The 18,701-nt window shown below is 73.4% G+C and carries 22 protein-coding genes; 10 read left to right on the plus strand and 12 right to left on the minus strand.

The genetic code is table 11. The features are described 5' to 3' along the window. Together AC1C2W_RS15640 and AC1C2W_RS15645 are read left to right on the plus strand one after the other, a co-directional pair. Positions 1–1,230 (plus strand): MFS transporter, encoded by a 1,230-nt coding sequence (locus AC1C2W_RS15640; protein WP_495390872.1) that lies wholly within the window; start codon positions 1–3, stop codon positions 1,228–1,230. Positions 1,231–1,292: 62 nt separating this feature from the next. Continuing rightward, a complete protein-coding gene (locus AC1C2W_RS15645; RefSeq protein ID WP_495413617.1) occupies positions 1,293–1,649 on the plus strand; it encodes a DUF5808 domain-containing protein in 357 nt (118 codons plus the stop codon). A 27-nt stretch (positions 1,650–1,676) separates the two neighbouring features. Here AC1C2W_RS15645 and AC1C2W_RS15650 read toward each other — a convergent pair whose 3' ends face one another. After that, on the minus strand, positions 1,677–2,555 hold the full coding sequence (locus AC1C2W_RS15650; protein ID WP_495390874.1) for a thioesterase family protein: 879 nt from the start codon (positions 2,553–2,555) through the stop codon (positions 1,677–1,679). Between the two features lie 31 nt (positions 2,556–2,586). Next, complete coding sequence (locus AC1C2W_RS15655; protein ID WP_495390444.1) at positions 2,587–2,949, minus strand: nuclear transport factor 2 family protein; 363 nt, start codon at positions 2,947–2,949, stop codon at positions 2,587–2,589. Positions 2,950–3,218: 269 nt separating this feature from the next. Between AC1C2W_RS15655 and AC1C2W_RS15660 the strand changes: the two genes are divergently transcribed. Beyond that, positions 3,219–4,238: a zinc-dependent alcohol dehydrogenase family protein gene (locus AC1C2W_RS15660; RefSeq protein ID WP_495413618.1), complete on the plus strand. Its 1,020-nt coding sequence runs from the start codon at positions 3,219–3,221 to the stop codon at positions 4,236–4,238. Positions 4,239–4,312: 74 nt separating this feature from the next. Here AC1C2W_RS15660 and AC1C2W_RS15665 read toward each other — a convergent pair whose 3' ends face one another. From AC1C2W_RS15665 to AC1C2W_RS15695, 7 genes are all read right to left on the minus strand, one after another. Then, the gene (locus AC1C2W_RS15665) at positions 4,313–4,672 is read right to left on the minus strand and encodes a LapA family protein (protein WP_495390446.1); all 360 of its coding nucleotides are present in this window, start codon (positions 4,670–4,672) and stop codon (positions 4,313–4,315) included. 80 nt (positions 4,673–4,752) lie between these two features. Further along, positions 4,753–5,841 carry a fatty acid desaturase family protein gene (locus tag AC1C2W_RS15670; protein WP_495413619.1) on the minus strand — a complete coding sequence of 363 codons (1,089 nt, stop codon included), beginning with the start codon at positions 5,839–5,841 and terminating at the stop codon, positions 4,753–4,755. A 184-nt stretch (positions 5,842–6,025) separates the two neighbouring features. Further along, positions 6,026–6,667, minus strand: coding sequence for a LysE family translocator (locus tag AC1C2W_RS15675; RefSeq protein WP_495413620.1), 642 nt, complete (start codon positions 6,665–6,667; stop codon positions 6,026–6,028). Between the two features lie 9 nt (positions 6,668–6,676). Then, positions 6,677–7,798 (minus strand): NAD(P)/FAD-dependent oxidoreductase, encoded by a 1,122-nt coding sequence (locus tag AC1C2W_RS15680; protein WP_495413621.1) that lies wholly within the window; start codon positions 7,796–7,798, stop codon positions 6,677–6,679. Continuing rightward, positions 7,791–8,015, minus strand: coding sequence for a helix-turn-helix domain-containing protein (locus tag AC1C2W_RS15685; protein WP_495390450.1), 225 nt, complete (start codon positions 8,013–8,015; stop codon positions 7,791–7,793). The genes AC1C2W_RS15680 and AC1C2W_RS15685 overlap by 8 nt, the downstream gene beginning before the upstream one ends. Then, positions 8,015–8,506 carry a DUF2975 domain-containing protein gene (locus AC1C2W_RS15690; protein WP_495413622.1) on the minus strand — a complete coding sequence of 164 codons (492 nt, stop codon included), beginning with the start codon at positions 8,504–8,506 and terminating at the stop codon, positions 8,015–8,017. Before AC1C2W_RS15690 ends, AC1C2W_RS15685 begins: the two co-directional genes overlap by 1 nt. 88 nt (positions 8,507–8,594) lie before the next feature. Continuing rightward, on the minus strand, positions 8,595–9,254 hold the full coding sequence (locus AC1C2W_RS15695; protein WP_495390452.1) for a hypothetical protein: 660 nt from the start codon (positions 9,252–9,254) through the stop codon (positions 8,595–8,597). 79 nt (positions 9,255–9,333) lie between these two features. Here AC1C2W_RS15695 and AC1C2W_RS15700 point away from each other — a divergent pair, with 79 nt between their 5' ends. Further along, positions 9,334–10,572: a low temperature requirement protein A gene (locus AC1C2W_RS15700; protein WP_495390453.1), complete on the plus strand. Its 1,239-nt coding sequence runs from the start codon at positions 9,334–9,336 to the stop codon at positions 10,570–10,572. Here AC1C2W_RS15700 and AC1C2W_RS15705 read toward each other — a convergent pair. Then, entirely contained in the window at positions 10,496–11,344 is an 849-nt protein-coding gene (locus AC1C2W_RS15705; RefSeq protein ID WP_495413623.1) for an alpha/beta fold hydrolase, read from the minus strand. The two genes, AC1C2W_RS15700 and AC1C2W_RS15705, sit on opposite strands and share 77 nt — an antisense overlap. A 189-nt stretch (positions 11,345–11,533) precedes the next feature. Between AC1C2W_RS15705 and AC1C2W_RS15710 the strand changes: the two genes are divergently transcribed. From AC1C2W_RS15710 to AC1C2W_RS15720, 3 genes are read left to right on the plus strand one after another with little or no spacing between them, the layout of a single operon-like run. Continuing rightward, positions 11,534–12,112, plus strand: a complete 579-nt coding sequence (locus tag AC1C2W_RS15710; protein WP_495413624.1) for a TetR/AcrR family transcriptional regulator — start codon at positions 11,534–11,536, stop codon at positions 12,110–12,112. After that, a complete protein-coding gene (locus AC1C2W_RS15715; RefSeq protein ID WP_495413625.1) occupies positions 12,109–13,350 on the plus strand; it encodes an MFS transporter in 1,242 nt (413 codons plus the stop codon). The genes AC1C2W_RS15710 and AC1C2W_RS15715 overlap by 4 nt, the downstream gene beginning before the upstream one ends. Further along, the gene (locus AC1C2W_RS15720) at positions 13,343–14,563 is read left to right on the plus strand and encodes an MFS transporter (protein ID WP_495413626.1); all 1,221 of its coding nucleotides are present in this window, start codon (positions 13,343–13,345) and stop codon (positions 14,561–14,563) included. The genes AC1C2W_RS15715 and AC1C2W_RS15720 overlap by 8 nt, the downstream gene beginning before the upstream one ends. A gap of 4 nt (positions 14,564–14,567) precedes the next feature. Here AC1C2W_RS15720 and AC1C2W_RS15725 read toward each other — a convergent pair whose 3' ends face one another. Then, a complete protein-coding gene (locus tag AC1C2W_RS15725) occupies positions 14,568–14,987 on the minus strand; it encodes a VOC family protein (protein WP_495413627.1) in 420 nt (139 codons plus the stop codon). A gap of 142 nt (positions 14,988–15,129) precedes the next feature. Beyond that, on the minus strand, positions 15,130–16,614 hold the full coding sequence (locus tag AC1C2W_RS15730; protein ID WP_495413628.1) for an MFS transporter: 1,485 nt from the start codon (positions 16,612–16,614) through the stop codon (positions 15,130–15,132). A 106-nt stretch (positions 16,615–16,720) separates the two neighbouring features. Between AC1C2W_RS15730 and AC1C2W_RS15735 the strand changes: the two genes are divergently transcribed. The 3 genes from AC1C2W_RS15735 to AC1C2W_RS15745 all read left to right on the plus strand — a co-directional run bounded on the left by AC1C2W_RS15735 (position 16,721) and on the right by AC1C2W_RS15745 (position 18,693). Next, on the plus strand, positions 16,721–17,209 hold the full coding sequence (locus tag AC1C2W_RS15735) for a MarR family winged helix-turn-helix transcriptional regulator (protein ID WP_495413629.1): 489 nt from the start codon (positions 16,721–16,723) through the stop codon (positions 17,207–17,209). 121 nt (positions 17,210–17,330) lie between these two features. Further along, positions 17,331–18,371, plus strand: coding sequence for a YdcF family protein (locus tag AC1C2W_RS15740; RefSeq protein WP_495413630.1), 1,041 nt, complete (start codon positions 17,331–17,333; stop codon positions 18,369–18,371). 61 nt (positions 18,372–18,432) lie between these two features. Then, complete coding sequence (locus AC1C2W_RS15745; RefSeq protein WP_495390462.1) at positions 18,433–18,693, plus strand: hypothetical protein; 261 nt, start codon at positions 18,433–18,435, stop codon at positions 18,691–18,693. Positions 18,694–18,701: the final 8 nt, after the last annotated feature.

Genomic DNA, 18,701 nt, shown 5'->3' on the forward strand with positions numbered 1-18,701 from the left:
ATGCGCCGCCCCGCCCCTGAGTCCTCGTCGTCCGTCGCTCGCGTCCCGGGGTTCCGGCCGCTGCTGGCGATGTCGGCGCTGGGCTTCTCGGGCTACGCGCTGCTGCTGCCCGCCGCGCCGCTGTGGGCGGTGCACGGCGGCGCGGGCGAGGGCGGCGCCGGCCTGGTCAACGCGGTGCTCATGCTGGCCACGGTGCTCACGCAGACCACGGTGCCGTGGCTTCTGCACCGGGTGGGCTGGCGGCTCACGATGTCCGTGGGAGTCGTCCTGCTCGGCATCCCGTCGCTGCTGTTCATGGCCACCGACCACCTCCCGTGGCTGCTCGCGTTCTCCGCGGTGCGCGGCATGGGGTTCGCCGTCCTGACCGTCTGCGGGTCGAGCGCCGTCGCCGCCCTGGTGGACGGGCCGCGGCACGGCCGGGCGATCGGGCTCTACGGCCTGTCGATCGCCTTCCCGCAGCTGGTGCTCCTGCCGAGCGCGGCCTGGGTCGCCGAGACCCTCGACTTCGGCGTCGTCTTCGCCCTCGGCGCCCTGCCGGTGCTCGCGGTGCCATTCGCGGTGTTGCTGGGCCGCCGGCTCGACGCCGTCGACGCGGACCGCGCGGCCGAGGACGCCGCGGCGCCCGCCGTGGTCGACCAGGCTGGTGCGGCGGTTCGACGACGTGGGCGCACCCTGCTCGCGCTGGTGATGCCGTCGCTCGTGCTGCTCGCGGTGACGACGCCGGGCGGGGCGCTGCTGACCTTCGCGCCGCAGTTCGCCGGCGGCGCGGGCGGGGGAGCTGGCGCCGCCGTGGCGGGGCTGCTCGGCTTCACGGCCGCGACGGCGCTGGCCCGCTGGGGCGTGGGCGGGTTCGCCGACCGGTTCGGGCCGCGCGTGTTCCTCGCGCCGCTGCTCGCCGTCTGCGCGGGCGGGCTGGCGCTGTGCGCGTGGGCGATCGCGGCGGGCGGCGTGCGGCCGGCCGTCCTCGTGCTGGGCATGACGATCGTCGGCGTCTCCTACGGCAGCCTGCAGAACCTCACCCTCGTCGCCGCGTTCGCCGCCGTGCCGCAGCGGCAGCACAGCACCGCGAGCGCCGTGTGGAACATCGGGTTCGACGCCGGCACCGGGCTCGGGTCGCTCGTCGTCGGGTTCATCGCCGCCGGGACGAGCTTCTCCGTGGGGCTGCTGACGACGGCGGCGGTGTGCGTCGTCGCGGCCGGGGCCGTACTGCTGGGCCGGCGTCTCCGCTGAACTTGCCCCCCGCCGGGTGCAGGATGGGTTCGGGGGCAGCGACGCGACGGGCGGAGGCCGAGATGGGCAAGCAGCGGCACGGCAAGGAGCAGGGCAAGGAGCACGGCAAACAGCACGGCCGCAAGAAGGGCGGGCCGAGCCTGTACCAGCTGGTGATCCTCGGCCTCGCGGTCGCGGCCGTCACCAAGGAGCTGCGGAAGGACAAGGACGAGCGCACCTGGCACGGCACCGTCGCGGGCTTCGTCCCGTACGAGTTCCGGATGCCCACCGTCGAACGCATCCGCGAGCGGGTGTGGGATCCGGACGCCGAGCACCTGCTCGGCCCGCACGTCTTCGGCGTCGGGTGGACCGTGAACGTGGGGCGCGTGGTGGAGCTGGTACGGCGTCGGATCGACGACGGGCGCGAAACCGCTGGTTGAGCTTGTCGAAGCCAGGTTTCGACAGGTTCAACCAGCGAGGGACCGGACGACAAGCCCCTGCGCGAGGGCGCCGAACGAGCCGTGGACGTCGTGCAGCACGCTGCTGGTGAGGCCCGTGCCCGTGGCGCCGAAGGTGACCGTGGTGTCGAGGCCCAGCCACTCGCCCTCGGGGGCGCGGTGCAGGTGCGCGGCCAGGTCGAGGTTGGGGAATGCGACCTGGCGCGGGTCGGCGCGCACCGACATGCCGTTGGCGAGGTCGAGCAGCCCGACGGTCCGGGCGAGGCCGCCCACCTCCTCGTCCTCGACGAGCGCGTGGTCGGTGCGGACCCAGACCGTGCCCCGGCCGGGCTCGGCCAGCGTGCGGCGCACGTCGATCGACTCGACGAAGGCGCCCGGCCAGTCTTCGCTAGGCTTCCACGCCGCGTGCTCGTCGGGCCCCGGCACGGGCGCGGGTGCGCCGCCCGCCAGGTCGGCGGTGTCGCCCACGGCAGCGAGCCACGCGCGGAGCGTCACGACCGTGCGACCGCCGCAGGCCACCGTCGCCTCCACCAGCTCGACGCCGCGCCCCGGGCGCAGCACCCGTACGTCGGTGGTCATCTCCTCGAGCCGGTACGGGCCCCAGATGTCGAAGGCCAGCCGCGTGGCCGCCAGCTCGTGCCGGCCCCGCGCCGCGCGGTCGAGCTCCACCAGGTGCGTGAGGAGTCCGAGCGTCGGCGCCACGTGCTGCTCGTCGGTCTTCCACGCCCCGCCCACGTGCTCCGTGGGGTGGAACGTCGTCGCGCCTGTGCGCAGGAAGTAGGCCATGGTCCGTCCGTCCTTCGTGGGGAGAGACGGCCATCCTGCCAGGGCCGCCGGCCTGCCGGGGCCGCCGGCGACGGCAGCGTCCCAGAACGGTGCGCCGCGCATGGCCCACGTCTGCAGCAGGCTCCGGGAACACCTAGGCAGGCTCACCGGCTGGTACGAGCGTGGCAGCCAGAACCAGCCAACCCTCATCTGCACGCACCCAGAGGCGCGTGTAGATCAACCGCGCGGAAACGGCGGTGCCGCCCTGGATCGCATCCACGGCGGCGACCAGCCTGGTCACTCCGCTCAAGGCGTCCTCCTGGACGTCTAGCGATTCCTCCTCCAGGCGGGTGATCTGCAGCAAACCCGAGCGGTAGCTCTCCAGGTCGTCTTCCTTGGAGAAGACACCGTCTGGGCCGGCGCCGACGCAACGAGGATGCAGCAATGCCTCCAGTGCGTTGACGTCGCCGGCACGCTGGGCGGCTTGGAGCGCGTGCTCTGCAGCGAGAAGACTCATCGCCCGAGTTTACGTACCGGGACCTGTACCTGCCGGCGCTGCCCGCGCTGACGGCGGAGCGCGGGGCGGCGACGTCGGTCGCGCAGCTCACGGTGACGGCGTGCCTCGTGGGTCTCGCAGTGGGGCAGCTGGTCGCCGGGCCGCGTCGCGCTCCTCACTCTGGCGGCGCGGCCGCGGCCCGCCGTCGACACCCCCAGCCCGGACCCCCGCGTTGCTACCGACACGGAGCTCGCCCACTCTTGAGACGACCGAAGGAACGGAGTACCACCATGCGCGGAGTCATCCTGCACGCCCCCGGCGACGTACGGGTCGAGGAGCGCGAGGACCCGACGATCGTCGAGTCCACCGACGCGATCATCCGGGTCACCTCGACCTGCATCTGCGGGTCCGACCTGTGGCCCTACCGCGGGGTCGAGCCCGTCCACGACGCCGTGATGGGACATGAGTACGTGGGTGTGGTCGAGGAGATCGGCGCCGACGTGCAGACCGTCAAGGCGGGCGACTTCGTCGTCGGCTCGTTCTGGGCCTCGGACAACACGTGCGAGATCTGCCGGGCCGGATACCAGGCCTACTGCGTGCACCGGGTGCCCATGGGCTCCCTCGGCACCCAGTCCGAGCGGGCCCGCATCCCCCTGGCGGACGGCACGCTGGTCGCCACGCCTGGGATGCCGGACGACGACCTGGTGCCCTCGCTGCTCGCCGCCTCCGACGTGCTCGGCACCGGCTGGTTCGCCGCCGTGGCCGCCGAGGCGGGACCCGGCAAGACCGTCGCCGTGGTGGGCGACGGCGCGGTCGGGCTGCTCGGCATCCTCGCTGCGAAGCAGCTCGGGGCCGAGCGCATCATCGCGATGTCGCGGCATGCCGACCGGCAGGCCCTGGCCCGCCGGTTCGGCGCCACCGACATCGTCGAGGAGCGCGGCGACGCGGGCGTGGCACGGATCAAGGAGCTGACGGACGGGCTCGGCGCCCACTCGGTGATCGAGGCCGTCGGCACGCAGGAGTCGATGATGCAGGCCGTCCACTCCACCCGGCCCGGTGGCCACATGGGCTTCGTCGGTGTCTCCCACGACGTCGCGCTGCCCGGCGACGACATGTTCATGGCGGGTATCCACCTGCACGGCGGCCCTGCCCCCGTGCGCCGCTTCCTGCCCCAGCTGGTCCAGCTCATCTGGGACCGGAAGATCGACCCGGGCCAGGTCTTCGACCTGACCCTGCCGCTGGACCAGGCCGCCGAGGGCTACGCGGCCATGGACGAGCGCAGGGCCACCAAGGTCCTGCTCACCGTGTGACGCGCACGAGACCCACGACCGCAGCTCTCGCGGGCGGCGTCGCCCTGCTCGGCCTCCTCGCCGGGGACGAGCGCTCAGTCGCCCTGGTGGAGGTGCCGTCGCAGCTGGGCGATGCGGACGGTGCCGATGACGAGGGCGATGATGCCGACGCCGACCCCCGCGATGAGGAGGGCGCCGGCGAGCGGGACGGTGCCCCGCATCCCCAGGAACGAGACCAGCACCAGCTGGGTGTTCTGGAGCATGAAGACGATCAGCGCGACCAGCACGACCGCCGCGATGCAGGTGCCGACCCAGACGGCGCCGGCACGGCTGCGCGGGGCACGTTCGGTACGGCGGGTGCTCGCGCGGGTGTCGCGAGGCCGTGCGCTCGTCCCGGACGGCGGCTTGCGGGGGTTCCCGTTGGTCGCGGACGCGACCGGGGGTGTGGTGGCCATGACGGCCTCCCAACGGTTCCGGGCCCGCGCACCTCGGGTGGGGGGCACGTTCGCCGCGGATCCTTCGATCGTACGCTCGGTCAGCGGCCGAGCTGGGCTGCGAGCGGGCAGGCGAACGGGTCGCGCGCCCGGTGCTCGACGTCGTTCAGGTAGCCGACGACGATCCGGTAGGACGTGAAGAAGCCGACCTCGGTGTAGTCGACGCCGAGGGTGGAGCAGTACTCGCGCACGAGGGGCTGCACGCGCCGGAGGCTCGGTCGCGGCATGCTCGGGAAGAGGTGGTGCTCGATCTGACGGTTGAGCCCGCCCATGAAGAAGTCGACGACGAGGTTGCCGCGGATGTTGCGCGACATGAGCACCTGCCGGCGCAGGAAGTCGACGTCGGCGTCGGCCGGGACGATGGGCATCCCCTTGTGGTTCGGGGCGAAAGCGCCGCCGAGGAGCACGCCGAACAGGCCGAGCTGCACGGCGAGGAAGGTGCCCGCGATGGCGGGCGGCAGCAGCACGACGAGCACGGCGACGTAGAGGACGAGGCGGACCAGGAGTAGCGGGGCCTCCACCCCGCGGTGCGGCACGGCGCCCCGGCCGAGCACGGTGCGCACGCTCGCCACGTGGAGGTTCAGACCCTCGAGCGTCAGCAGCGGGAAGAAGAACCAGCCCTGCCGGCGGGCGAACCAGCGGCGCCATCCCTGGCGGCTCGCCAGGACCGCTGGCGTGAAGGCGATCACCCCGGGCGAGATGTCCGGGTCGCGCTCCTCCTGGTTCGGCGCCGTGTGGTGGGCGTCGTGCTTCCTGGTCCACCACGCGTGGCTCAGGCCGACGAACACGTTCGCCAGGATGCGGCCGGTCCAGTCGTTCCACGCCCGCGACCGGAAGATCTGGCGGTGCGAGCTGTCGTGCCCGAGAAACGCCAGCTGCGCCAGGACGACGGCCAGCGCCGCGGCGAGCAGGAGCTGCCACCAGGTGTCGCCGAGCAGCACGATTCCGACCCAGACCAGGGCGAACGCGGCGACCGTGGCGAGGAGCCGCGTCCAGTAGTACGCGTAGCGTCGCCGGTGCAGACCCGACTCGCGCACGACCTTCGCCAGCACCGAGTAGTCGCGCGTCACCCGGCGGGCGGGGTTGCGGCGGGTCGTCTCGGCCGCCGGCCGGTCACTCGGGCTGGTCATCGTCTGCCTCGGCCCCGCCGTCGTCGTCCCACCGCGCCAACGACCGCGCTCTCGACGCGTCCTCGTCGGTAGCGGAGGGCCGTCCCTCCGTCCGCGAGCGTTCTTGATCGGCCTCGTACGGGCCGATTCGTTGATCCCCCACGATTCGACGCTACACCCGGGGACCGGGCGCGTCCCGGGAAGGTCAGGCCTTGTTCTGCGCCAGCGCGAGGCTGCCGGCCAGCCCGATCATCATGCCGCCGCCGGTGGCGCGGATCGCCGACAGACGCCGCGGCGACCGCGCGAACCACTCCCTTGCCGACCCGGCCAGCAGCGCCCAGGCGCCGTCGCACACCAGCGCGATCACCGTGAACACCAGGCCGAGCACCAGCATCTGCACCGGCACGCCGCCGCCGTGGAAGTCGACGAACTGGGGGAGCGCGGCCACGAAGAACACGATCGTCTTGGGGTTGGTCGCCCCGACGACGAAGCCCTGCCGCAGCAGCGTCCACGACGAGGCGTGCCGCGCCCTGGCGTCCGTCGCCGCGTCGATCCCGCCGCGACGGTGGCGGATCGCCTGGACGCCGAGGTAGGCGAGGTAGCCGGCGCCGAGCAGCTTCACGACGGTGAACAGGACTATCGACTGGGCGACGACCGAGCCGACGCCCAGGGCGACCGCAGCGATCGGGACGAGCGCCCCCAGCTCATTGCCGAGCACGCTCAGCAGCCCGCCCCGGCGGCCCAGCGACAGCGACCGGCCGACCACGAACAGCACGCTCGGGCCCGGGATCGCGATCAGGATCACCGAGGCGAGGGCGAAGGCGAGGAGGGAGTCCGTCGGCGGCACACCGGCAATCTAGCCCCGCCGCGTGTCGGGGAACGACCCGTGCCCGAAGAGGATGCGCCGGGCAGCGGCGCGGCCGGGCGGGGTGTGCAGCAGCGCGAACCCGGCGGTCGCCGCGGCCCGGGTGCGCACGAGCGAGAGCCCGTGCCGCATGGTGAGCCGCCCGCGGAACCGGGCGCGCAGGGCGGCGCCGTCGTACCGGGCGAGCGCGCGGGCGTCGCCGGTGCGCAGGGCCTCATCGAGGACGTCGACGGCGTGCGCGGACAACCGCAGGCACGGGTCCAGGCCGCCGGCGGTGAGCGGGGAGACGGCGCCGGCGGCGTCGCCGACCAGCAGCCCGTCGGGGCCGGCGATGCGCCGCAGCAGCCCGCCGACGGGGATGGGGCCGGCGCGCCGCTCGACTGACTCGGGCCGGACGATGCCCTCGAGACCGGGCGCCGTCGCGACGAACCGCCGCAGCGCCTCCCGCATGCCGTGCGGGAACCGGTCGGCGTACCCGGCGACGCCCACGTGGGTGTGCCGGCCGTCGTCGAGCACCCAAGCGAGATAGCCGGGCGCGAGGCGCGGGTCGAGCACGCAGTGGAATGTCGGCACCGTCGCGGAGTCTCGCGGCGGCAGCTCGAAGACCTCCTCGGCGCCGATCAGCAGCTCGCGGTTGCGGTCGAGGCCGAGCTCCCGCGCGACGACCGACCGGGCGCCGTCGGCCCCGACGACGTACCGCGCCCGCACCGCGACCGGGCCGCCGGGCCCGTGCAGCAGGTGGGCGCCGTCGCGCCGGCCGAGGTAGCGGGTGCCCAGCTCGAGCCGCACGCCCGCGGCGACCGCCTGCGCGGAGAGCGTCACGTACAGCGGGGCCATGTCGCCCACGCGGAACTCGTCGTGCGGGCTGTCGAGGGTCACCGGCCGGCGCAGCGACGGCGGGTAGAGCATCATGCGCCGGATCGGCGGGCCGAGGTGCTCCGGCGGCAGGTCGAAGTCCTCCAGCGTGCGACGCACGAAGATCCCCGTGGTGCGCACGGTGGCGTCGAGGCGGGTGCGGCGCTCGGCAAGGACGACGTCGTGCCCCCGTCGGGCGAGCTCGTTGGCCGTCCACAGCCCGGCCAGCCCGGCCCCGACGACGAGGACGTCAGGCATCGGGGTCGGCACTGTCGTCCACCCACTCGAGCAGGTCGCCCGGCTGGCAGCCGAGCACCCGGCACATGGCGTCGAGCGTGGCGAAGCGGACCGCCTTGGCCCGGCCGTTCTTGAGCACCGCGACGTTGGCCGGCGTGAGGCCGACCCGCTCCGCGAACTCGCCCACGCTCATCTTGCGGCGGGCGAGCTCCACGTCGAGACGCACGACGATGGGCATCAGATCACCCCGTCGAGGTCGGTGCGCAGGGAGGTGGCCTGCCGCAGCAGTGCGCGCAGCACTACCATGAGCAACCCGACCGCGGACCCCACGACGAGCACCACGAGCAGCAGCCCGGCGAGGGTGTCGAGCCCGTCGGAGACGACGAGCAGCACGAACATGACGAGCCCCAGCACCCAGGCGGCGGCGACGGCGGTGACGATGCCGTTCACCCAGGCGAGCGCGTGTTCGGAGAAGATCCGGTCGTCGCGCACCATCGTCAGCAGCCGCCAGGTGCACAGGATCACCACCTCGACGCACGCGAGCACCACCATGGTGAGCACGAGGAGCGGCCAGCGCAGCGGTGCGAGCACGGCCGACTCCTGGGCCATGCGGGCGAAGCCCGGCGGCAGCACCGCCACCTGGGTGACGACGAGGGCGGCGAACGCGGCGACGAGCAGCACCCGGAGCGGTCCGACGAGGCGCTGGGTTCGTGACATCTGGCGTGGCATGCGGACGAGCCTGGCGTCATCGCCTATCGAAAGTCAATAGATATCGATCGCTTCACAGGTCCTGTGCAGGATCTCCGCCGACGGGGAGCTAGCCGTCGAGCAGGCCGCCGTCGAGCAGCCAGTGATAGCGCAGCCGCAGCGCGCGCTCGGTGCTGGCCACGAGCGTGGCCACCAGGAGCGCGACGTTGAGCCACGACGGGAGCTGGACGGGGGAGGTGAAGGTGCCGACGTTCTCCGCGACGGGTGGGATCTGCGAGATCTGCTCCACGATCTGCGGCACGCCGAGCACCAGGGCGAGCAGGAGGACGACGGCCGAGGTGAGCCCCATGGCGCGGCTCAGGTCCGGGTGCTCGCGTTCCAGGCGCTGACGGCGACCCTCGGCCGACGCGGGGTCGGGCACGAGCTGCCGCTCGAGCCCGTCGTGGGTCACGTAGTGGCAGCGCCGTAGCCCGTAGCCGCTGGTCACCACCTGCACGGTGCCGCCGGTCACGGGGAACTCGGCCGGGAGCCTGGAGGTGGCCTGGTGCAGGCCGTCGCGGTAGAGCCGCGCCCGGACCTCGCCGTCGTCCGAGTCGCCCCAGAGCCGGACGTCCACCGACCACGTTCCCGGCCGTCCGTCCTCGCCGGTGACGTGGAGATGGAGCAGCGCGCGAGAGAACGGCTGCCACCACCGGAAGCGCTTCAGGGCGTGCCCGTCCCCGGGCTTGACGCGTCGAGCGGCACGCCGCCGCCTGCGGTCCGAGAACATCCCGGAACGGTAACAAGCCTGCGCCGGGTGCACGATGGCTCGCGGACCCCGGCCTCGACGTCCCACGGAGGACTGAGCGATGAGTACGCCCGAGACATCTGCCCGCTCGCGCCTGTTGCCGATGCGGGCGCGCGACCCGCACGAGCCGGGCCGGACGGCGAGCACGTTCGAGTTGTTCTTCGACCTCGTCTTCGTGGTCGCCGTGAGCACGGCCGCCGTCCAGCTGCACCACGCGCTCACCGAGGGGCACGTCGGTGCCGGGCTGGCCGCCTACGGGATGGTGTTCTTCGCGATCTGGTGGGCCTGGATGAACTTCACCTGGTTCGCCACGTCGTTCGACACCGACGACTGGCTCTACCGCGTGCTCACCGTGGTGCAGATGGCCGGCGTGCTCGTGCTCGCGGCGGGGATCGAGCCGGTGTTCGTCGACCGCGACTTCACCGTGGTCGTCCTCGGGTATGTCGTGATGCGCGTGGCGATGATCGCTCAGTGGCTGCGCGCCTCCGGCGCCGACGGGCCGACGCGCGGCGCGACGCGCGCCTACGCCGCGGGCATCGCCGTCGTGCAGGTCTGCTGGCTCGCCCTCCTGGTGCTGCCCGAGGGCGTGCAGGCGGCGGCGTGGATCGTCCTCGCGGCGGCCGAGCTCGCCGTCCCCGTGGTCGCGGAGCACCGCGGCCGGACGCCGTGGCACCCGCACCACATCACCGAGCGGTACGGCCTGTTCACCCTGATCCTGCTCGGCGAGAGCCTGCTCGCGTCCTCCAACGCGATCATCGAGGCGCTGCACGACGACCAGGACCTCGGCTCCCTGATCTCCATCGCCGTGCTGACCGTCGTCGTCACCGCCGCACTGTGGTGGATCTATTTCTGGCCGCCGCACCATCGCGCCCTCGGCGCCGGTGGCCGGCTGAGCCGTTCGCTGCGCTACGGCTACGTGCACTACTTCGTGTTCGCCGCGGCGGGCGCGTTCTCCGCCGGCATCGAGGTGGAGATCGACGCCCTCACGGGGCACTCCGAGCTGAGCGACGTGGGCGCGTCGTTCACGGTCACCGTCCCCATCGCCGTCTTCGTGCTCGGCATCTGGTGGATCGCGATCCGGGACAACGCCGACCGCGTCGTCAACACGGTGGTGCCGCTGGGCGCGCTGCTCGTGCTCTTCGACCCGGTGGTGCCGATCCCCGTCACGCTCACCGCGGTGATCATGGTGGCGATCGTCGTGGTGCTGGTGCTGCACCCGCCGCTCAGCGCGTCGCGACCTCCGCGAGGAGCGCGGCGGCGGGGGCGGGGCGCACCAGCCAGCCGAGGTGGCTCGAGCTGAGCGTGCGCACGTCGTACGGGTTGTCCGGCGTGAGGGCGTCCGCCTCGCGGATCAGCCGGTCCTGCATCGCGACCGGCATGCTCACGTCCTCGCTGAGCCGCACGTAGGTGCGGGGGACCGTGCCCCAGGTCGCGGCCTGCGCCACGTCGTCGGAGGTGCCCGTGTCGAGGTTCTCGTCCGGCTGGAACGTGGTGAGGAAGGTGCGGAACTCGTCGTCGGTGCCGTCGGCGAGGAACGAGTGCTTGAGCCCGGCGAGCACGTCCGGGTCGGCGGTGCGGAAGTTGCACCGCAGCAGCCCGACGTCGGCCGGGTTCGCGGCGGCGGCCCCGACGATCGCGGCCGGGTCGAAGGTCGCCATCTCGGGCTCGGCGGTGTAGGCCATGGCGTCGAGCTCCACCGGTGCCCAGGCGGAGACGTAGACCATCCGGTCGACGAGGTCGGGGCGGGCGTTGGCGACCGCGGTCAGGGTGAGGCCGCCGCGGCTGTGGGCGACGGCGACCACGGGCCCGTGCTCCTTCGCCCGTTCGAGCACCTCGACCACGCGGGCGACGTTGTCGGCGAGCGTCACGCCCTTGATCGCGCCCGGCGTCGTCGCGAGGCCGCCGAGGTCCTGCGGCGCCTGGTACGCGGCGGGGAACGTGGCCTCGAAGCCGTGCCCGGGCAGGTCGACGGCGAGCGAGCGGACGCCGCGCAGGGCGAGCTCGGCCTGCAGCGGCGCGAACGAGAACGAGTTGGCGAAGGCCCCGTGGACGAGGACGAGAGTCGGATGCACGAAAGGGATGATAGCGACGCTCCGGGCGGCCACCAGTGGGTCCGGCACGCCGACGAGCGCTGTGTACGATCGTACGCATGACCGCGGACCACTTCGCCGGCGACCCCCACACGAACCACGAACGCATGCTCGCGGGCGACCTGTATGTCGCGGCGAAGCCCATCACGCTGGGCGACAACGAGCCGGCGCGTGCCTGAGCGTCGCGCGCGCCGCACCGATCCCGGGCGTCGCGACCGGATCATCGACGCGTGCCTGGACGTCATCGCGGAGCACGGCGTCGCGGGCACGTCGCACCGCCGGGTCGCCGCGGCGGCGGACGTCCCGCTCGGGTCGATGACCTACCACTTCGACGGGATGGAGGAGCTGCTGCGCGAGGCGTTCGGACGGTTCGCCCAGCAGCTCGCCACGACGTTCGAGCAGCGCATGGCCGACGCGGCGGACCGCGAGGCGGCGGTCGACGCCGTCGTCCGGCTCATCACCCGCGACGTCTTCGTCACCCAGCGCGACCTCGTCCTCACCCACGAGCTCTACACCCTGGCGGCGCGCGAGCCCGGCTACCGCACGCTGACCTACTCCTGGATGCGCAGCAGCCGCGCGGCGCTCGAGCGCCACTTCGACCCCGCGACGACGCGCATCCTGGACGCGCTCATCGAGGGCATGACGATCCACCGTGCGCTGGACACCGAGCCCGCCGACGACTCCGACGTCGTCGACGCCGTCCGGCGCGTCGCGCACGCACCCGAGACCACCCCGAGGGGCATCCCATGAGCACCGGCACGACGACCCGCCGGCCCGACCAGGTGGCCCGCCGCGCACGCGTCGCGGTGGCCCTGCTGTTTCTCACGAACGGCGCCCTGTTCGCCAACCTGCTGCCCCGGTACCCGCAGATCAAGGCGGACCTGGACCTGAGCAACACCGCGTACGGGCTGGCGGTCATCGCCTTCCCCGCGGGCGCGATCGCGTCGGGCCTCTTCGCGGGGATGCTCGTGCGCCGCGTCGGCTCCGCCCGGGTGGCGGTGCTCGGCACGGTCGCCACGAGCGTCGGCGTGCTGTGCGCCGGCGTCGCGCCGGCGCTCGCGGCCTTCGTCGTCGCGCTCTTCGCGGCCGGGGCGATGGACGCCCTGACCGACGTCGGCCAGAACGCGCACGGCCTGCGGGTCCAGCGGCGCTACGGCCGCTCGATCTTCAACTCCTTCCATGCCCTGTGGTCCGTCGGGTGCGTGATCGGCGGCGCGATGGCGGCCGGGGCGATCGCGCTCGACCTGCCCCGCGGCGTGCACCTCGCGATCACCGGGGTGCTCTTCAGCGCGGTCGCCCTCGTCGCGCTGCGCTTCTGCCTGCCGGGCGTGGACGGCCGGGTGTCGGACCGTGCGCCCGACGCACACGAGCCGACGCCCGGCCGTCTGGCCGGTCGGCTGCCCGGTCGTCTGCCCGGTCGCACGATGCTCGTGCTGGCGGCGTTCGTGCTCCTGGCGATCGGCGGCACCGTGGTGGAGGAGGCCGGCAACTCGTGGGCCGCCGTCTACCTCTCGGGCTCGCTCGGCGCGGCCGGGGCGGTCGCGGCCACCGCGTTCGTCGCGTTCATGGCCGCACAGTTCGTGGGGCGCGCGACGGGCGACCGCCTCGTCGACCGCTTCGGCCAGCGCGCCGTGGTGCGCGCCGGGGGCGTCCTCGTGGCGGTCGGGATGGGCCTGGCGCTCGCGTTCCCGTCCGTGCCGGGCACGGTGGCAGGCTTCGCGACGGCGGGCTTCGGCGTCGCCACGGTCGTCCCCGCGGCGATGCACGCGGCCGACGAGCTGCCGGGCCTGCGAGCCGGCACCGGGCTGACCGTCGTCACCTGGTTGATGCGCCTGGGGTTCTTGCTCACCCCGCCGATCGTGGGCGTCGTCGCCGACGCCACCAGCGTGCGCACCGGCTTGCTCATCGTCCCCCTGGCGGCCGTCGTCGTCGTGACCGCAGCGTCCGCCCTGGGCGGCCGCCGCACGGAGGTGCCGCACCGTGGCTGACCCGTTCCGCCGTCATCGGCTGTCGCTGTTCGCCTTCACGCTGCTGGTCGGGCTGGGGATGTCGTCGTGGATCACCCGCACCCCGGCCGTGCGGGACGCGCTCGACGCGTCCACCGCCGGGATGGGGATGATCCTGTTCGGGCTGTCCGTGGGCTCGATGACGGGCGTGCTGTCGGCGGGGCCGATCGTCCGCCGCCGCGGCGCCCGGCCCGTGATCGCGGTCGGCACCCTGCTGGCCGTCTGCGGCGTCGGGGTCATCGGCCTGGCTGCCGCAGCGGGCCTCGCCGCCGGTGCGTTCCTCGGCCTCCTGCTCGTGGGGCTGGGCGGCGGGCTGGGCGAGATTGGCCTCAACATCGAGGGCGCGGCCGTCGAGGCGGCGAGCGGGCGGTCCGTGCTGCCCGCGCTGCACGGCAGCTTCAGCCTCGGCACGGTGATCGGGGCGCTTGTCGGCATCGCCCTCACCGCCGTGGACTTCCCGGTGGTGTGGCACCTGCTCGGGATGGCCGTGGTGATGGCGGCGCTCGCGTCCTGGGCGCTGCCCGGCATCCCGGCCGGCACGGGCAAGGTGTCCCGGGTCGTCGGGGCCACCGCGGGGGATGCGCCGACGGGGCGCCGACCCAGCGTGTGGCGCGACTCCCGGCTCGTGCTCATCGGCGTCGTCGTGCTCGCGATGGCGTTCGCCGAGGGCTCCGCCAACGACTGGCTGCCGCTGCTGATGGTGGACGGCCACGGCGTCTCGGAGACCCAGGGCTCCCTCGTCTTCGCGGGCTTCGCCGCGGCGATGACGGTGGGCCGGTTCTGCGGCGGCCCGGTGGTGGAGCGCTTCGGCCGGGCCGCGGTGCTGTCGGTCAGCGCGGTGTGCGCGATCGTGGGCGTGCTCGTCGTCGTCTTCGCGCCCAGCCCGGTCATGGCGGGCATCGCCGTGGCGCTGTGGGGCCTGGGTGCGTCGCTCGGGTTCCCCGTCGCGATCTCGGCGGCCGGCGACGACCCCGAGCGCGGCGCGGAACGGGTGAGCGCCGTCGCGACGAGCGGGTACCTCGCGTTCCTCGTCGGGCCGCCGCTGCTCGGCTTCCTCGGCGAGCACCTGGGGCTGCGGCAGGCGATGCTCGCCGTCGTCGCGCTGCTTGTCGTGGCGGCCTTCGCCGCCCGCGCGGCGAACCCGCGCCCGAGCGACCCGGCGACCGTCGAGGACCTCGAGGCCGCCGGGCGCTAGCGGGTCAGGCCTGCCCGGCGGCCGCGAGCTCGGCGTCGCTGTGCAGGATGCAGAACTCGTTGCCCTCGGGGTCGGCGAGCACCACCCACCCGCCGCCGTCGGACCGCCGGCGGTCCGCGACCTGCGTCGCGCCGAGGGCGAGCAGGCGCTCGACCTCCTCGGCCTGGGTGCGGTCCGTGGGCCGCAGGTCGAGGTGCGCGCGGTTCTTGACCGTCTTGGGCTCGGGCACCTCGATGAACAGCAGGCGCCCGTGGCTCTCCGCGGGGGCCTCGTGGCCGGCGGGCGGCACGATCATGCACTCCTCGTCCCCCGGCTCGTCGGGCTCGCCCGGCACGCCCGTGTAGCCGAGCACGGCGGCCCAGAAGACGGACTGCGCGTAGGCGTCGCGGGCGTCGAACGTCGTGTGCGAGATGCGTGAGGTCATCCAGGTATCAGAGCACGACGTCGCGCCCGCGAGCCAAGCGAATATCCGGTGCCTCAGCCGAACCTGCTATCGGCCGAGCCTGCGGTTCCGCTTCGGGCGGGCGCCTCGTCCCTCGGCACCCACCCTGCGCTGCACCTCCGTCTCAGCCGACCAGCGCCGCCTCGTCCTCCGGGGCGGCCCGCAGGTGCCGGCCGCCGTCGTCGTGGGCCTTCCGCTGCCGGGGGATGAGCAGCACGATCAGGGCGCCGCCGGCCGCGGCGAGCGCGCCGACGATGAAGCAGAGCGTGAACGCGCCCTGGGCCGGGATGGCGGGTGTGCCGGGTGCCAGGACGATGGTCTGGCTGGTGAGGATCATCGCCATGACGGCGCCCGCGACGGTGGTGCCCATCGAGCGCATGAGGCTGTTGAGCCCGACGCTCGCCGCGGACTCGGAGGCCGGGACGTTGTTGAGGATCAGCGTCGGCATGGCCGCGTAGCCGATCCCGACGCCCGCGGACGCGACGCACGAGGCGAGCAGCAGCTGCCACGGCGCGTTCATCATGAACACCGCGACGACGTAGCCGAGCGCCAGCACCCCGGCGCCGATCGAGAGGGTGGAGCGCCCGCCGAGCCGGGTCAGCATCCGGGAGGACAACGGCGTGAAGAGCATCATCACGATACCGCCGGGGGCCATCCACAGGCCGGCCTGCAGGATCGTCTGGCCGAGCCCGTAGCCGGTGGCCTCGGGCATCTGGAGCAGCTGCGGCACGACGATGGACTGCGCCATCATGCCGAAGCCGATGAGCACGGCGGCGATGTTCGTGAACAGCACGGGCTTCTTCGCGCTGGTGCGCAGGTCGACGAGCGGGTCGCGGTGGCGCAGCTCGTACCAGCCCCACAGGAGCAGGACGGCGATCCCTCCGCCGATCATCCCGAGCGTGCTGGCCTCGGCCCAGCCCCAGTCGTTGCCCTTGGAGACGCCGACGAGCACGGCGACCAGGCCGACGGCGAGCCCGAGGGCGCCGACCACGTCGAGGCGGCCCGGGTGGCCGTCGCGCACGTGCGGCACGACGATGACGGTGAGGGCCGCCATGATCACGGCGAGCGCGGCGGACACCCAGAAGAGGGTGTGCCAGTCGAAGTCCTGGGCGATCCATGCCGCGAGCGGCAGGCCGAGCGCGCCGCCGACGCCGAGCGTGGCGCTGATGCCCGCCACGGCGGTGTTGCGCAGGTGCGGGGGCGCGATCTCGCGGACCATGCTGATCGCGACGGGGATGTACCCCATCGCGATGCCCTGCAGCACACGGCCCACGAGGACGGGGCCGACGGAGTCGGACACCGCGCACACGAGCGAGCCGATCACCAGGATGCCACCGGAGATGGCCATCACCGGCTTCTTGCCGTACATGTCGGCGAGCCGGCCGGTGACGGGCATCGCGACGGCGCCGCCGAGGAGCGTCGCGGTGACCACCCAGGAGGCGTTGCTGGCGGAGGTGCCGAGCAGCTCCGGCAGCTCGCTCTGGATGGGGATGACGAGCGACTGCATCAGGGCTGCGCACAGGCTGCTGAAGCCGAGGACGAGGATGACGGCGACCGCGCGGCGGTTCGTCATCAGCCCCGACGCGGAGGGGCTGGGGGAGGCGTTCATCAGACCTTCGATCTTTGTGTAAATTACATATCCAGCTGTGTATGCTACCTACATATCACCGATCCGCCAACCCGCTCGGGCCGCGACCGACCGCCAGGAGGCCCCGATGACGCCCGCCACCTCGTCGTCCACCAGCACCCGCGACCGTCTGAGCGAGCTCCCGCTCACCCCCGACCGGGCCGTCGCGTCGCTGCTCTACCGGCTCGACCTGCACCGGCGCGTCGCCGAGCACCGCAGCCCCCTCGGCACGGCCGACGGGCGGCTCCTGTGGCTGCTGTCGGACCGGCGCCCGCGCACGCTGCGCGAGATCTCCGACACCCTCGGGCTGGAGCAGTCGACCGTCAACCGGCAGGTCAACGCGGCGATCGACGCGGGGCTGCTGCACCGGTTCACGGAGCTCGGCCGCCCCGCGCGGCTCATCGAGCCGACCGAGCAGGGGCTCGACGCGTTCGAGCAAGCCACGTCGGTCGCGCTCGACGCCTTCGGCGGCGGCCTCGACGCGCTGGGCGAGCGGGGGACGGTGCGGTTCCTCGAGTTGCTGGAGGAGTTCGTCGGCGCCTACGGCGAGGCGGTGCGCGGCGGGCATCCCGACTGACTGACGCCCGCCTATCCTCGTGTGCGGCCCTGTCCCGACCCAGGAGGCACCGCATGGCGCACGGCACGACCAGGCACTGCTCGACCAGGCACGACGCACCCGCAGCGCGGCGGGTGCGCGCATGAGCGCCGACGACGGCGCGGTCGTCTCGGCGGCCCTCGCGACGGCCTTCTGGGGCGTGTGGCTCGGCAGGTCGCTGCGGCAGGACCGGCGGCGGTTGCGCAACGGGTTCCTGCTCATCGCGGTCGTGTACACCGCGGCGGGGCTCGCCACCTCGCTCGTATCCCTGGTCCCCGGAGGCGCGAACGCCCTCGGCTGGGTCGTCTTCGCGGTCACGGGGGTGCTGGCCCTGGCGCTGCTCGCGCTGCCGGCGTTCCTGGTGCTCAACGGCGTCACCATGGTGCGTCGTGAGCGCCGCAGTCTCGGCAACCTGCTGTCCCTCGTGGCCGGGCTGGTGTTGCTCGTCGCCCCGGTGGCCGTGGTGGCGCTCTTCCTGTTGCGGGAGTCGTGGTCGTGGGGCCTGGCGACGGCGGTGCTGCTGGCGACGGCGTGGCTGGGGTTCACGTTCCTGGGCTTCGCCGCCCAGACCGTGCTCTATCGGCGATTCGCCGCCCGGGTGGAGGCGAACGGCGTGATCGTGCTGGGCTCGAGGGTGGTGGGTGGGCGCGTGCCGCCGCTGCTCGCAGCGCGGTTGGCGACGGCGGTGGGGGCCGCGGAGCGGCTCGGGGCCGTGCCGATCGTGCCGTCCGGCGGCCAGGGCGCGGACGAGGAGCGGCCCGAGGGCGTGGCGATGGCCGCGTGGCTGGCCGACCGGGGCGTGCCCGCGCAGCAGGTGCTGGTGGAGGACCGGGCCCGCACCACGCGGGAGAACCTCACGTACGGCGTGGCGCTGCTGCGTGGTCACGGCGTGGACGGCCCCTACCTCGTGGCGACGAACAACTACCACGTGCCCCGCGCGGCGCTGGAGGCGATGGACCTCGGCCTCGACGTGCACGCGGTCGGCGCCCCGACGGCGGGCTACTTCTTCCCCAGCGCGTATCTGCGCGAGTTCATCGCCGTGCTGCGCCGCCGTCCGGCCGTCCACGTCGTCGCGGCCGCGCTGATCGTCGTCGCCGGGGCCGGCGCGACCCTGGTCGGAACGACGATCCTGGTCGGCGCCTAGGTTCCTGCCCGATTTCGGGCAGATTCTGGCTGCTCACATCTCGCGGGTGCATGATGTCCGGGTGATCGACGCCGAGCTCGTCGCCCGCATCGCGACCTCCACGGGCCTGTCCACCTCCGAGGCAGCGCGCGTGGTCGAGGACGTCCTCGCCTGGTACCGCGAGCCGGTCGAGGAGTACGTGCGGCGCCGGCACGCGTCGTTGCGCACCTACGGGTACCGCAACGAGGAGATCTACGCGCAGATCGCCGCCGAGCTGCGCGACCGCCTCGTCGCGGCTCCGGAGCTCACCGAGCGCCAGGTCCGTCGCGCCATCTACGGCTAGGAGCACCA

Source organism: Isoptericola sp. Y581 (genome assembly GCF_059445475.1).

Coding starts and splice junctions, on each gene's coding strand:
- AC1C2W_RS15640 (WP_495390872.1), top strand. CDS start 1: ATGCGCCGCCCCGCCCCTGAGTCCTCGTCGTCCGTCGCTCGCGTCCCG.
- AC1C2W_RS15645 (WP_495413617.1), top strand. CDS start 1,293: ATGGGCAAGCAGCGGCACGGCAAGGAGCAGGGCAAGGAGCACGGCAAA.
- AC1C2W_RS15650 (WP_495390874.1), bottom strand. CDS start 2,555: ATGCGCGGCGCACCGTTCTGGGACGCTGCCGTCGCCGGCGGCCCCGGC.
- AC1C2W_RS15655 (WP_495390444.1), bottom strand. CDS start 2,949: ATGAGTCTTCTCGCTGCAGAGCACGCGCTCCAAGCCGCCCAGCGTGCC.
- AC1C2W_RS15660 (WP_495413618.1), top strand. CDS start 3,219: ATGCGCGGAGTCATCCTGCACGCCCCCGGCGACGTACGGGTCGAGGAG.
- AC1C2W_RS15665 (WP_495390446.1), bottom strand. CDS start 4,672: ATGGCCACCACACCCCCGGTCGCGTCCGCGACCAACGGGAACCCCCGC.
- AC1C2W_RS15670 (WP_495413619.1), bottom strand. CDS start 5,841: ATGACCAGCCCGAGTGACCGGCCGGCGGCCGAGACGACCCGCCGCAAC.
- AC1C2W_RS15680 (WP_495413621.1), bottom strand. CDS start 7,798: ATGCCTGACGTCCTCGTCGTCGGGGCCGGGCTGGCCGGGCTGTGGACG.
- AC1C2W_RS15685 (WP_495390450.1), bottom strand. CDS start 8,015: ATGCCCATCGTCGTGCGTCTCGACGTGGAGCTCGCCCGCCGCAAGATG.
- AC1C2W_RS15690 (WP_495413622.1), bottom strand. CDS start 8,506: ATGCCACGCCAGATGTCACGAACCCAGCGCCTCGTCGGACCGCTCCGG.
- AC1C2W_RS15695 (WP_495390452.1), bottom strand. CDS start 9,254: ATGTTCTCGGACCGCAGGCGGCGGCGTGCCGCTCGACGCGTCAAGCCC.
- AC1C2W_RS15700 (WP_495390453.1), top strand. CDS start 9,334: ATGAGTACGCCCGAGACATCTGCCCGCTCGCGCCTGTTGCCGATGCGG.
- AC1C2W_RS15715 (WP_495413625.1), top strand. CDS start 12,109: ATGAGCACCGGCACGACGACCCGCCGGCCCGACCAGGTGGCCCGCCGC.
- AC1C2W_RS15725 (WP_495413627.1), bottom strand. CDS start 14,987: ATGACCTCACGCATCTCGCACACGACGTTCGACGCCCGCGACGCCTAC.
- AC1C2W_RS15730 (WP_495413628.1), bottom strand. CDS start 16,614: ATGAACGCCTCCCCCAGCCCCTCCGCGTCGGGGCTGATGACGAACCGC.
- AC1C2W_RS15735 (WP_495413629.1), top strand. CDS start 16,721: ATGACGCCCGCCACCTCGTCGTCCACCAGCACCCGCGACCGTCTGAGC.
- AC1C2W_RS15740 (WP_495413630.1), top strand. CDS start 17,331: ATGAGCGCCGACGACGGCGCGGTCGTCTCGGCGGCCCTCGCGACGGCC.